The sequence below is a fragment of the Streptomyces thermospinosisporus genome (assembly GCF_039526425.1).
In the GTDB taxonomy this organism is placed as follows: domain Bacteria; phylum Actinomycetota; class Actinomycetes; order Streptomycetales; family Streptomycetaceae; genus Streptomyces; species Streptomyces thermocarboxydovorans.
In genome coordinates, this window is sequence record NZ_BAAAIZ010000008.1 from 165856 (window position 1) to 177846 (window position 11991).

11 protein-coding genes and 1 pseudogene are annotated in these 11991 nt (G+C 72.6%); 3 read left to right on the forward strand and 9 right to left on the reverse strand.

The genetic code is table 11. The annotated features are described in order from the left end of the window. Positions 1-545: 545 nt before the first annotated feature. Complete coding sequence (gene soxR / locus ABD207_RS03760; protein WP_344001375.1) at positions 546-1016, reverse strand: redox-sensitive transcriptional activator SoxR; 471 nt, start codon at positions 1014-1016, stop codon at positions 546-548. Positions 1017-1135: 119 nt separating this feature from the next. On the opposite strand from soxR, the gene ABD207_RS03765 reads away from it, so the two are divergent. Further along, positions 1136-1597, forward strand: a complete 462-nt coding sequence (locus ABD207_RS03765) for a MaoC family dehydratase (RefSeq protein ID WP_344010005.1) — start codon at positions 1136-1138, stop codon at positions 1595-1597. A gap of 16 nt (positions 1598-1613) precedes the next feature. On the opposite strand, the gene ABD207_RS03770 is transcribed toward ABD207_RS03765, so the two are convergent. The 3 genes from ABD207_RS03770 to ABD207_RS03780 all read right to left on the reverse strand — a co-directional run bounded on the left by ABD207_RS03770 (position 1614) and on the right by ABD207_RS03780 (position 3921). Further along, positions 1614-2255 (reverse strand): TetR/AcrR family transcriptional regulator, encoded by a 642-nt coding sequence (locus ABD207_RS03770; protein ID WP_344010006.1) that lies wholly within the window; start codon positions 2253-2255, stop codon positions 1614-1616. A gap of 116 nt (positions 2256-2371) precedes the next feature. Further along, positions 2372-2659, reverse strand: coding sequence for a YiaA/YiaB family inner membrane protein (locus tag ABD207_RS03775; protein WP_344001381.1), 288 nt, complete (start codon positions 2657-2659; stop codon positions 2372-2374). A 110-nt stretch (positions 2660-2769) separates the two neighbouring features. Next, positions 2770-3921, reverse strand: coding sequence for an acyl-CoA dehydrogenase family protein (locus tag ABD207_RS03780; RefSeq protein WP_344010008.1), 1152 nt, complete (start codon positions 3919-3921; stop codon positions 2770-2772). A gap of 79 nt (positions 3922-4000) precedes the next feature. Here ABD207_RS03780 and ABD207_RS03785 point away from each other — a divergent pair, with 79 nt between their 5' ends. After that, positions 4001-4651 carry a TetR/AcrR family transcriptional regulator gene (locus tag ABD207_RS03785; RefSeq protein ID WP_344010009.1) on the forward strand — a complete coding sequence of 217 codons (651 nt, stop codon included), beginning with the start codon at positions 4001-4003 and terminating at the stop codon, positions 4649-4651. A gap of 178 nt (positions 4652-4829) precedes the next feature. Next, on the forward strand, positions 4830-5564 hold the full coding sequence (locus tag ABD207_RS03790) for an ArsR/SmtB family transcription factor (RefSeq protein WP_425580620.1): 735 nt from the start codon (positions 4830-4832) through the stop codon (positions 5562-5564). 386 nt (positions 5565-5950) lie between these two features. On the opposite strand, the gene ABD207_RS03795 is transcribed toward ABD207_RS03790, so the two are convergent. The 5 genes and pseudogenes from ABD207_RS03795 to ABD207_RS03815 form a co-directional block, all read right to left on the reverse strand. Further along, positions 5951-7282 carry an MFS transporter gene (locus tag ABD207_RS03795; RefSeq protein ID WP_344010012.1) on the reverse strand — a complete coding sequence of 444 codons (1332 nt, stop codon included), beginning with the start codon at positions 7280-7282 and terminating at the stop codon, positions 5951-5953. 199 nt (positions 7283-7481) lie between these two features. Beyond that, positions 7482-8567: a Zn-dependent alcohol dehydrogenase gene (locus tag ABD207_RS03800; protein ID WP_344010013.1), complete on the reverse strand. Its 1086-nt coding sequence runs from the start codon at positions 8565-8567 to the stop codon at positions 7482-7484. A gap of 52 nt (positions 8568-8619) precedes the next feature. Then, positions 8620-10008 (reverse strand): aldehyde dehydrogenase family protein, encoded by a 1389-nt coding sequence (locus ABD207_RS03805; protein ID WP_344010014.1) that lies wholly within the window; start codon positions 10006-10008, stop codon positions 8620-8622. Between the two features lie 135 nt (positions 10009-10143). Further along, the gene (locus ABD207_RS03810; protein WP_344010015.1) at positions 10144-11484 is read right to left on the reverse strand and encodes an ABC transporter ATP-binding protein; all 1341 of its coding nucleotides are present in this window, start codon (positions 11482-11484) and stop codon (positions 10144-10146) included. Positions 11485-11672: 188 nt separating this feature from the next. Beyond that, positions 11673-11970: pseudogene (locus tag ABD207_RS03815) on the reverse strand (MFS transporter); the annotation flags it as partial. Positions 11971-11991 lie beyond the last annotated feature (21 nt).

Here is an 11991-nt window from a genome sequence, read left to right on the forward strand (position 1 = left end):
GCCCGCGCCGAGACGCTTAGGGCCTGTCTTCGGATCTTGCCGCCGGTCGCGGGGTCCGGCACGCGCGTCTGCGGCGTTGTCGTCGGTTGGCGACTCCCCCACGCTCGGCTGCGCTCGCGCGGGAGGGACCCCCGACGCGTCGCCGCCCTCCTCCGCCTTGCAGCTGCACGCACCAGACCCCACTCGGCTCGGCTGCAAGGGCACCGCCACCGGAAGCGGCAAGATCCGAAAAACAGGCCCTGACAGCCCGCAGCGAGGCGGGCGTGGGTGCCCGCGGCGGCGCGGGGAGCTGCGGCGTCGGCCGCGGGCTGGGCGCGCGGCGAGGGCGCTGCTGACCGGCAGCAGCCGAAGCAGCACGCGGAGGCGAACTCCGGTGACCGGCCTACGGCCGGCCGATGGTGACAGCTTCGGCGCCCGGCCGTGGGGGGCCAGACGGCGACAGGCGGCCGCCGGGCCACGGGCGGCGCCGGCCCCCGGCGGGGGTCGCGGTCACCAGCCGCAGACCGGACCAGCGGCGACGCGCTGCTCAGGTCGAAAGGGACGCGTCAGCGAGTTGGCTGTTTGCGTTCGGGGAGGAGGCGGGAGCCGGTGAGGCGGTCGCCGAAGGCGTCGTCGGGGTTGGAGAGGACGCAGGTGTCCAGGGAGAGGCAGCCGCAGCCGATGCAGTCGGTGAGGTGGTCGCGGAGGCGGTTGAGCTGGGTGATGCGCTCGTCCAGTTCGGAGCGCCACGCCTGGGAGAGCCGGGCCCAGTCGTCCCGCGTGGGGGTGCGCTCCTCGGGCAGCTCGGCGAGCGCCTCGCGGATGGTGGCGAGCGGGATGCCGACCCGCTGGGCGGCCCGGATGAAGGCGACCCGGCGCAGCGTGTCCCGGCTGTAGCGGCGCTGGTTGCCGGAGGTGCGGCGGCTCTTGATCAGGCCCTTGGACTCGTAGAAGTGCAGGGCGGAGACGGCGGCGCCGCTGCGTGCGGAGAGCTGGCCGACGGTGAGCTCGTGGATCTTCTCGGGAATCTTGGGCACCCCTCGAAGCCTACCCACCCCTCCCGGCGTCCGGTCCGTTGACAGGGGCCGCGCACACCCACCATGCTAAGCAGTCGCTTAGACATCAGCCCGAGGTAGGCGCAGAGAGAGGCCGGGACATGGCAGAGCCGAGGATCTTCACGTCCGTCGACGAGCTGAAGGCGGCGGTGGGCGAACAGCTGGGCTACACCGACTGGCTGGAGATCGACCAGAAGCGGATCGACCTGTTCGCCGAGGCGACCGGCGACCACCAGTGGATCCACGTCGACCCGGAGAAGGCCGCCGCGGGCCCCTTCGGCACGACGATCGCCCACGGCTATCTGACACTGTCCCTGCTGCCTCTGTTCGGGCCCCAGCTGATCTCCGTCGAGGGCGTGAAGATGGGCGTCAACTACGGCACCAACAAGGTGCGCTTCCCCGCCCCCGTGCCGGTCGGCTCCCGGCTGCGCGCCACGGCCGTGATCACCGGCGTCGACGAGGTGCCGGGCGGCGTGCAGGTGACCACCGCCTTCACCGTGGAGCGCGAGGGCGGCGACAAGCCGGTGTGCGTGGCCGAGTCGGTGGCCCGCTACTACCTGTGATGCGTCTGCCCGCGGCTCACGACCGGGAGCCGGCGTCCTTCGCCCCGACCATCCGCAGTACGAGGTCGGCGTAGAGGTCGCCGATCTCCTCCGGGGTGCGCGGCCCGTTCACATTGAACCAGCGGGCCACGTCGATGCAGAGCGAGAGCACCGCGAGCGTGGTGCCGTGGACGTCGGGCACGTCGAACTCACCCGTGCGCACGCCGTCCTCGATGATGCCGCGCACCTCGGCGTTGACCTGCTTGCGCAGACCGACGATCTCGGCGCGCGCCTCGGGACCGAGCGAGTCCAGCTCGTACTGCACGACCCGCGCCGTGGTGCGCCCGCCGGCGTGCCAGCGGACGAAGGAGCTCACCGCGTCGGCGAGCCGCTCGGTCGGGCTGCCCTCGCCGCGGGCCGCCGTGCGCAGGATGTCCAGGGCCTTCTCGTGCCCGATCCTGCTGATGCGGTGCAGCAGCTCTTCCTTGGTCTTGTAGTGGATGTAGAGCGCTGCCGGGCTCATCCCCGCGCGGCCCGCGATGTCCCGGGTCGTCGTGGCGTGGTAGCCCCGTTCCGCGAACGCCTCCACGGCGGCGAGCAGCAGCCGTCGGGCCGCGTCGGGCGTGACCTCGGCCCACGGCTGCACCTCGCCACCGGCCGTTTCCTCCGCCGTACTCATCACTCACCCCATTCGCTGGCAGGGACAACACCATACCGGCAAGGGTGAGCGAGCGCTTAGCGACCTCGGAGCCTGCGTGATCTCGGACCCTCCGTGATCACGAAGTCTCGGCGGCCTCAGAGCTTCTGCAGCGGGTCGTGCTCGGCGAGCAGCTTCTCCAGCCTGGCCTGGTCGACCCGGTTGACGAGCTGCCCGGCCTCCTGGCGGTCACGGATGACCTTGGCCAGGGTGAAGGCCGAGGTGACCAGATACAGGACCGCGATGCCCAGGAACGCCCGGACCCAGGCATCGGTCTGGAGATTGAAGATACCGATCGCGGTGGCACCCAGGGCGATCGCGAAGGAGGCGACGGCCTGACCGTAGAAGGCGGCCGTACTCTGCTGCTTGACCGGTGTGTCACTCATGCGGAACAGCATCGGCCGACGTGGCCCGCGCCACATCCGCTCGGATACTCAGGCGACGTACTCAGCAACTGAGGCACCCGCCCCAGCAGCCGAGGGGGTCCCGGTCCGGTTCAGAACGCGGAGACCCCGGTCAGGGCGCGGCCGATGACCAGCTTCTGGATCTGGCTGGTGCCCTCGTAGAGGGTCATCACCCGGGCGTCGCGCAGCAGCTTCCCGGCCGGGTACTCGTCGATGTAGCCGTAACCGCCGAACACCTGAAGGGCGTTGTTCGCGGCGCGCACCGCGGCCTCCGAGGCGAACAGCTTGGCCTTGGAGGACTCCACCGCGAAGGGCAGGCCCCGGTCGATCAGGTCGGCGACCCGCCAGGTCAGCAGCCGGGCGGCGTCCACGTCGACGGCGATGTCGCTGATCAGCTCCTGCACCAGCTGGTGGTGGGCGATGGTCCGGCCGAACTGCTCGCGCTCGCCCGCGTGGCGCACGGCCGCGTCCAGGGCCGCCTGGGCTATGCCGACGCAGCCGGCCGCGACCGACATGCGCCCCTTGGCCAGGGCGGACATGGCCACCGAGAAGCCCTTGCCCTCGGCGCCCAGCATCGCGGAGGCGGGCACCCGGACGTCCTCGAACACCAGCTCGGCGGTGGCCTGGCCGCGCAGGCCCAGCTTGCCGTGGACGGTGCGGCGGGTCAGTCCGGGGGCGTCGGCGGGGACCAGGAAGGCGGAAATGCCCTTGTGGCCGGGTGCGTCGGTGGAGCGGGCGAAGAGCAGTACGACGTCGGCCCAGGTGCCGTTGGTGATGAACATCTTGGTGCCGTTGACGACATAGTCGTCGCCGTCGCGCACCGCGCGGGTGGTGAGGCTGCCGGCGTCCGAACCGGTGCCGGGCTCGGTGAGGCCGAAGCAGCCGACGTACTCGCCGGAGGTGAGGCCCGGCAGCCACTGCCGCTTCTGCTCCTCGCTCCCCCAGGCGGCGATGGTCTTGGCGACCAGCCCCAGGGAGACGGAGACGATGCCGCGCACGGAGGAGTCGCCCCGGCCCAGCTCCTCGGTGACCAGGCAGTACGCCAGGTGGTCGCCCCCGGAGCCGCCGTACTCCTCGTCGATGGTCAGACCGAGGAACCCGAGCTCACCGAGCTTCTTGACGATGCCGCGGTCCACTTCCTCGGCCCGGTCCCAGGCGGCGGCGTGGGGCACGATCTCGCGCTCGACGAAGTCCCGGGCGAGCCGGCGGATGGCGCTCTGCTCCTCGCTGAGCTCCAGGTTCATGAGGGTCACTCACTCCAGAGAAGAAGTTGAACGTGCAATCCTTAAATTATCACTGCTAGTTTTCAGCCGCAGCCCTACTATGTGCGCCATGGCCCGACCGCGCAAGCCCCTCCTCAGCACCGACCGGATCGTCGAGGCGGCCCGTGCGCTCGTGGACGCAGAGGGCCTCGCGGCCGTCTCCACGCGCCGGCTCGCCGCGGAACTGGGGGTCAGCGGGCCCTCGCTCTACAACCACTTCCGCACCAAGGACGAGATCCTCGAGGCGGTCGCCGACTCGGTGAGCGCGCAGGTCGATCTGTCGATGTTCGAGGACGGGCGGGACTGGCGGACCGCCCTGCACGACTGGGCCGTCTCCTACCGGGCCGCGCTGCGCGACCACCCCAACATCGTTCCGGTGCTCGCCCGGGGTCCCGGCCGGCGTCCGGCCGCGCTGCGGCTCGCCGACGCGGTGTACGGGGCGATGGTGGAGGCGGGGTGGCCGCCGGCGCAGGCGACCTCCATCGGCGCGCTGATGCGGTACTTCATCATGGGCTCCGCCCTGGGGTCCTTCGCCGGCGGCTTCCCGGACGACGCGAGCGCCTACGACCCGGCCGACTACCCGCATCTGCAGCAGGCGCATCGGCTCGCCGAGAAGCAGGAGAAGATCGACGAGCGGGCGTTCGAGACGGGGCTGACGGCGCTGCTGGACGGGCTGGCACGGCAGTACGAGCAGGTGCGGGGTACTGCGTAGGCGGGCGGGCGTGCCGGTTTGCGGTGCGTGCCGGTTTGCGGTGCGTGCCGGTTTGCGGTGCGTGCCGGTTTGAGTGCGTGCCGGTTTGAGTGCGTGCCGGTTTGAGTGCGTGCGTGCTTCGGTGCGTTCATCTTTCGGTGGGTGCATCTTTCGGTGGGCGCCGAAGTGTGCCTGCCGCATGCTGGGAGGCATGACCTCGAGGGATCCACAGGCGGCGGGGCTGGCGCGGCTGGCCGGGCTGTTCGCCGACGAGACGCGGGCCGCGTGTCTGCTGGCCCTGCTGGACGGGCGCGCCTGGACGGCGGGTGAGCTGGCGCGGTACGCGGGGGTAGCGGCGTCCACGGTGAGCGAGCATCTGGGGAAGCTGGTCGCGGGCGGGCTGCTGACGGAGGAACGGCAGGGGCGGCACCGGTATGTGCGGCTGGCCGACGCGCGGGTCGCCCAGCTGGTGGAGGATCTGGCGGCGCAGGTGCCGGCGGAGGCCCGGCGGGCGCCCCGCGGTCTGCGTGAGGCCAGTGCCGGGTCGGCGATGGCGCGGGGGCGCACCTGTTACGACCATCTCGCGGGGCGGCTGGGGATCGCGGTGACGGATGCGATGACCCGGCGGGGGCTGCTGCGGCAGGACACCGGGTTCGCCTTGACGGATGCGGGAGTGGAGTGGTTCGGGCAGGTCGGGATTCCGCTGGCGCGGGGCGGGCGGCGGCCGCTGGCGCGGGCGTGCCTGGACTGGACCGAACGGCGACCGCATCTGGCCGGTGCGGCGGGGGCGGCGCTGTGCCGGCATGCGCTGGGAGCGGGGTGGTGCGTGCGGATCGGGTCGGGGCGGGCGGTGAAGGTCACGGCGGTCGGGGAGCGGGTGCTGTCGGAGGTGCTGGGCATCGAGGCGGGTGACTTGCGGATCGGGTCCGGGTGAGTTCCGGATCGGTCCAGGTGAGCTGAGGGAGGGGCGGCGGCTCAGGGGGTGCCGGGTTCGGGCGGATGCCGGGTGCGGGGTGCGGGGTGCGGCGTGGCTGGGCGCGCAGTTCCCCGCGCCCCTGGGGGAGTTGCGGCGGGCGGAGTCTTCGGGGCGCCGTATCTTCCAGCCGGCATGCGCCCTGGGGTGAGTTGAGGGAGGAGCAGCGGCAGAGAGGGGTGCCGGGTTCGGGCGGATGCCGGGTGCGGGGTGCGGGGGTGCGGCGTGGCTGGGCGCGCAGTTCCCCGCGCCTGGGGGAGTTGCGGCCGGCGGAGTCTTCGGGGCGCCCCCGCGTCACTCCCCCGGTCGCCCCGCGGCCTCGGTCGGCCCCGCACCCGGCATCCGCGTCAGCGTGAACGGGCTCGGTCTGCCAGGATCTTGATGCTGATGAGGGCTATCACCGCGAGGGCGATGATGTAGGCCGAGACCGACATGGACGTGTGCGTGGCCTCCAGGAGGAGGACCATCAAGAAGGGGGCCAGGCCGCCGCCCGCGACCGCTGCCATCTGGTAGCCGAGGGACGCTCCCGTGTAGCGCATCTCCGGAGTGAACAGCTCGGCGAACAGGGCCGCCTGGGGGCCGTACATGATGCTCAGGAAGCAGCTGGCGACGAAGGTGCCGACCGCGAGCCAGAGCAGGGAGGCCGTGTCGATGAGCAGGAACATGGGGACGGCCCACAGGGCGATGCCGACGGCGCCGAGGGCGTAGATGCGGATGCGGCCGAGGCGGTCGGAGAGGGCGGCGGAGACCGGGATCAGCACCAGCTGCGTGAGGCTGACGCAGAGCGAGACGGCGAGCACCGGCCCCTTGTCCATGCCGAGTTCGCGGGTGGTGTAGTCGAGGACCCCGGTGATCAGGATGTAGAAGGTCGCGGTGTTGACGGCGAAGGAGCCGCCGGCCAGCAGGACCGTGCCCAGGTGGCCGCGCAGGACGGTGCGCAGGGGCGAGGCCTGCTCGCCCTTCTCCTTCTCGGCCAGGGCCCGCTCGGCCTCGCGGAACTCGGGGGTCTCCTCGACGCGGGTGTGGATGTACCAGGCGAGGGCGAGGACGAACAGGCCGATCAGGAACGGCACCCGCCAGCCCCAGGCGGTGAAGGCGGTGTCGCTGGTGAGAGCGCCGGCGATCAGGAAGACGGTGTTGGCCGTCACCACGCCGATGGGCACGCCGAGCTGGACGACGCTGCCGTAGAGGCCGCGCTTGCCCTCGGGGGCGTACTCGGTGGCGAGCAGCATGGCTCCGCCCCACTGGGCGCCGACCGCGACGCCCTGGGCGACGCGCAGCAGGACCAGCAGGACGGGGGCGGCGACGCCGATCGTCTCGTAGGTCGGGAGCAGGCCGATGCCGGTGGTGGCCAGGCCCATCAGCGTGAGCGCGAGGACCAGCATCGGCTTGCGGCCCCGCTTGTCGCCGAGCTGTCCGGCGACGATGCCGCCGAGCGGGCGGGCGAGGAAGCCGACGGCGAAGGTGGCGAAGGCGGCCAGGACGCCGGCGGCGGAGCTGCCGGCCGGGAAGTACAGGTCGCCGAGGACCAGGGCGGCGGCGATGCCGAAGACGAAGTAGTCGTACCACTCGACGGCCGAGGCGAGCGCGGCTGCGGTGGCGACCCGGCGGCGGTGGGGGGCCGCGGGGGTGGTGGAGGTGAGCGGCTGAGCGGAGGGTGCGGTGTCTGCGGTGTCCATACGTGCTCGCTCCGAGGGTGCGGGGACGGAACAGCGAAACGGTGGCCCGGGTTCCGGGGAACGTACTGACCGGACGGTATGGACGTCAACGGGTTGTGCAGGACCGATTTTCCGGAGGCGGGACGGACCGGCTCCGGCCCGTGGGCATGCCGGAGTCCCCGGCCTGAAGAGGCGCAGGCCGGGGTGGCGGCGGGGACCGTCAGAAGACCACCAGTGCGCGGCCTCCCTTGCCCGCCAGCATGTTCTCGAAGGCGGCCGGGATGCCGTCCAGGGCGATGCGCTCGGTCACCAGGGCGCCCAGGTCGAGGCGGCCGGCGCGGATGTGCTCGCCGAGGACGGGCAGGTCGCGCGCCGGGTCGGAGTTCCCGTAGACGCAGCCGGCCAGGGTGCGGCCCCAGTGGAAGATCTCCAGGGCGTTGAAGGTGACCTGCTGGTCCTTGCCGCCGATGCCGACGACCGTGGTGCGGCCGCCGCGGCGGGTGGACTCCCAGGCGGCGCGGATGGTGGCCCCGCGGCCGACGCACTCGACGGCCACGTCCACGCCCTCCTTGCCGGTGAGGGCGCGGATCTCGCGGGGTGTGGTGTCGGAGGCGAGGAGGAAGTCGGTGGCACCGGCCGCCACTGCCAGCTCCTCCTTCGCCGGGGAGACGTCCACCGCGACGATCCTGGACGCACCCGCGATGCGCGCGGACTGGAGGGCGGCGAGCCCCACTCCCCCGACGCCGAACACGGCGACCGTCTCTCCGGGCTGCACGCGGGCCGAGTGGTGGACGGCGCCGTAGCCGGTGAGGACCGCGCAGCCGAGCAGGGCGGCGTCGGTGAGCGGGACGCCCTCGGGGGCGGGCAGGACGCAGGAGGCGGGCACCACCGTCTCCTCGGCGAACGCGGCGACGTTCAGGCCGGGATGCAGTCCGGTGCCGTCGTCGGCGCGGCGGGCGTGCACCGCGGCGGCGCCGCTGAGGGCGTCGGCGCACAGCCACACCTCGCCGCGGGCGCAGGCGGGGCAGGCGCCGCAGGAGGGCGCCCAGTTGAGGACCACGCCGTCGCCGGGCGCGACACGGGTGACGCCCTCGCCGACGGAGACGACGGTGCCGGCGCCCTCGTGGCCGAGGACGGCCGGGACCGGCAGCCGCATGGTGCCGTTGGACAGGGACAGGTCGGAGTGGCAGACCCCGGCGGCGGCGAGCCGGACGCGGACCCGGCCGGGGCCGGGCTCGGCCAGCTCGATGCCGGTGATCTCCAGCGGGGCGTCGACGGCGGGCAGGACGGCGGCACGGACAGCCATGGCGGAGGTGACTCCCCTGAGAAACGGAGGGACTTGAAAGGACGCTGACTGATCAGAACTGGAGGGACTTGGTCTGGAGGTACTCGGTGAGGCCGTGCACGCCGAGTTCACGGCCGACACCCGACTGCTTGTAACCGCCGAACGGGGCAAGGGGGTTGAAGCGGCCGCCGTTGATGTCGACCTGGCCGGTCTCCATGCGGCGGGCGAAGGCCGCGGCCTCCTCCTCGCTCCCGGCCCACACGGCGCCGGCAAGGCCGTAGACGGTGCCGTTGGCGATGCGCAGAGCCTCCTCCTCGTCGTCGTAGCGCAGGACGGACAGGACGGGGCCGAAGATCTCCTCCTGGGCGATGGTCATCTCGGGGGTGACGTCGGCGAAGACGGTCGGGCTGACGTAGTAGCCCTTCTCGCGCGGGGATTCGGGGCCGCCGGCGACCAGGCGGGCGCCCTCGGCGATGCCCTTCTCGATGTAGCCGCGGACGCGCTGCTGCTGGGCGGCGCTGACCAGCGGGCCGATGCGGTCGCCGTACTTGGCGGCGGCGGCCGCGGCCAGCTCGACGGCCTCGTCGTAGTGGTCGCGGTGGACCAGCATGCGGGTCCAGGCGCTGCACGTCTGGCCGGAGTTGGACATCACATTGGCGACGCCGACGTTGACGGCGCGGGCCAGGTCGGCGCTCGGCAGGATGACGTTGGCGGACTTGCCGCCGAGTTCCAGGGCCACCTTCTTGACCATGCCGGTGGCGATGGCGCCGATGCGGCGGCCGACGGCGGTGGAGCCGGTGAAGGAGAGCAGGTCGACGCCGGGGTGTTCGGCGAGGGCCTGGCCCGCGACCGGGCCGAGTCCGGTGACCAGGTTGACCACGCCCGCCGGGATCCCGGCCTCCTGCACGGTCTCGGCGAAGAGGCGTGCCACCAGCGGGGTGTCCTCGGCGGGCTTGACGACGACGGTGCAGCCGGCGGCCAGAGCGGGGGCGGCCTTGGCGACGATCTGGTGCAGGGGGTAGTTCCAGGGCGTGATCGCGCCGACCACGCCGACCGGTTCGTGCAGGATCGTGGAGTTGCCCGCCTTCTCCTCGAAGGAGTACGTGGCGGCCAGCTCGGCGTAGGAGCCGGCGACCGCGATGGGCACGCCGGCGTGCACGGTCTGGGAGAGCTTCAGGGGTGCGCCGAGTTCGGCGGTCACCGTCTCGGCGATCTCGTCCCTGCGGGCCTCGAGCCGGTCCCGCAGGGCGGCGAGGCGGGCGGCGCGCTCGGCGGGCGGTGTGGCGGCCCAGGCCGGGAGGGCGGCGCGGGCGGCCCGTACGGCGGCGTCGACGTCCTCGGCGGTGCCGGCGGGGACGGTGGCGATCACCTGCTCGTCGGCCGGGTTCACCACCTCGATCACATCCGGGCCGGCGGCGGGGCGCCACGCGCCGTCGATGAACATGCCGTCGTATGCCTTCATCACGCTTCCTCCGGGGCGGGGCCGTCGTCGTCCGGCACTCAAACTAGCGATGTTAGTTTTCAGGCGCCAGAGGGGACCGGCGACGAGCGGGGTCCCGCCCCATCATCGGCCCTCGCCCGGAGAGGTCCTGCGCCCTCACTCCTCCAGATCCGGCAGCCGCGACGGGCTGGGGCAGATGCGTTCGCCGTGCTGGTCGAAGACGAACAGATGGGCGAGGTCGACCAGGAGCGGAACCTGCATGCCGTGCTGCAGACGGATGTCGGGGGTGGTGCGGACGATCAGATCGCCGGGCAGGCGCGGCTCGGCGGCGGGCGACGGCGGCTCCGGCTCGGGCGGGCGCTCCAGGGTGGCCACGCCTGACGAGCGCAGCGCCACCGCGCGCTCGCGCAGCCGCTCCAGGACCGTGCCGTCGCGGCGGCGCCGCCGGTCGGTGCGGCCGGGCCGCGGGCGCGGGGCCTCCAGTTCCGGCACGACGGCGGGGCTGGAGCCGGTGTTGAAGTGGACGAGGACCTCGTGCCCCTGGAACTCCAGGTGCTCCACCAGCCCGGTGAGCGGCACCTCGCCCGGGCGGGCGGCGCTGGGCTTGGCGATGCGGACCGCCTCGGAGCGCAGGCCCACGATGACCTCGCGGCCCTGCTGGACCCGCAGCAACTGGTGGTCCAGGGACAGCGGTTCGGGCAGCCGCAGGAACTGCTTGCCGAGGCTGATGCTCATGGCGCCGTCGAGCGGGGCGCGGATCAGGCCGCGCAGCAGGTTGATGCGCGGGGTGCCGATGAACGCGGCGACGAAGACGTTCTTCGGCAGCGCGTACACCGTGCGCGGGCTGCCGACCTGCTGGAGCACCCCGCCGCGCAGCACGGCGACCCGGTCGCCGAGGGACATCGCCTCGGCCTGGTCGTGGGTGACGTAGACGGTGGTGACGCCCAGCTTGCGGGTGAGCGTGGAGATCTCGGCGCGCAGGTGGTTGCGGAGCTTGGCGTCCAGGTTGGACAGCGGCTCGTCCATCAGGAAGGCGGAGGGGTGGCGGGCGATGGCCCGGCCCATGGCGACCCGCTGCCGTTCGCCGCCGGAGAGCTGGGCGGGGAAGCGGTCGAGGATGTCCTCGATGCCCAGCATGCGCGCGGTGGCGTCCACGCGCGGGCTCGGGTCCTCGCCGGGGGCCTCGATGCGCAGCGGGAAGCTGATGTTGTCCCGGCTGGTCATCCGCGGGTAGAGGGCGAAGTTCTGGAACACCATCGCCATGTCCCGCTCGGACGGGGGCAGATCGTTGCTCAGCTCGCCGTCGAGGAAGAGATGCCCCTCGTCGATGGTCTCCAGGCCGGCGATCATCCGCAGCACGGTGGACTTGCCGCAGCCGGACGGGCCGAGCAGGACGAGGAACTCGCCAGGGGCGATGTCGAGGGAGAGGTGCTCCACCACGCGGACGCCTCGCGTGTAGGACTTGCTCACGTCGTGCAGGGAGATGGCGCGTGTCATGAGGGTGCCCCCGGGGGCTCACTAGGGCGCTGGTGCTCCGCGGTTCTGACGCCTCGTCCGGGTCGTACGGGGCGTTTGAGTCACGGAAGCTAACGGATTGTGGCCGGAGTGGGGAAGACACGTGACGAGATCTCGGCGCCTCGTCCGCCTGTTGAGACGGCGGACCGGTGGAACTGGTCTCTCAGCCACCTGTCAGCAGGGCGTCGGCGGCCACGCGCGATGCGCGACAGCGAGGTGAGGGCGACCGCCGCGCCGGCGCCCGCCGCCGCCAGCGCCGGCGCGCCGGTGCGCGTCAGGGCGGGACCGCCGATCAGACCGCCCGCCGCGATCGGGCCGGCCGGCCGGCCGAGCGAGGCGCCGATGGTGAAGTGCCCGAAGTCGCGGTCCTGTTCGTGCGGCGTGGGCTGACGGGCCACCAGGGACTGCGCGCCGATGACGAAGCGGAGGCGGGGCGAGGCCCATCACCCCGCTCCACAGAGCCATGCTTCACAGGAAGCCGGCCAGTCC

Bases quoted from the DNA above. Each gene is read 5' to 3' on its own strand.
- ABD207_RS03765 (WP_344010005.1), top strand. From the start codon at position 1,136: ATGGCAGAGCCGAGGATCTTCACGTCCGTCGACGAGCTGAAGGCGGCG.
- ABD207_RS03770 (WP_344010006.1), bottom strand. From the start codon at position 2,255: ATGAGTACGGCGGAGGAAACGGCCGGTGGCGAGGTGCAGCCGTGGGCC.
- ABD207_RS03775 (WP_344001381.1), bottom strand. From the start codon at position 2,659: ATGAGTGACACACCGGTCAAGCAGCAGAGTACGGCCGCCTTCTACGGT.
- ABD207_RS03780 (WP_344010008.1), bottom strand. From the start codon at position 3,921: ATGAACCTGGAGCTCAGCGAGGAGCAGAGCGCCATCCGCCGGCTCGCC.
- ABD207_RS03785 (WP_344010009.1), top strand. From the start codon at position 4,001: ATGTGCGCCATGGCCCGACCGCGCAAGCCCCTCCTCAGCACCGACCGG.
- ABD207_RS03790 (WP_425580620.1), top strand. From the start codon at position 4,830: ATGCTGGGAGGCATGACCTCGAGGGATCCACAGGCGGCGGGGCTGGCG.
- ABD207_RS03795 (WP_344010012.1), bottom strand. From the start codon at position 7,282: ATGGACACCGCAGACACCGCACCCTCCGCTCAGCCGCTCACCTCCACC.
- ABD207_RS03800 (WP_344010013.1), bottom strand. From the start codon at position 8,567: ATGGCTGTCCGTGCCGCCGTCCTGCCCGCCGTCGACGCCCCGCTGGAG.
- ABD207_RS03805 (WP_344010014.1), bottom strand. From the start codon at position 10,008: ATGAAGGCATACGACGGCATGTTCATCGACGGCGCGTGGCGCCCCGCC.
- ABD207_RS03810 (WP_344010015.1), bottom strand. From the start codon at position 11,484: ATGACACGCGCCATCTCCCTGCACGACGTGAGCAAGTCCTACACGCGA.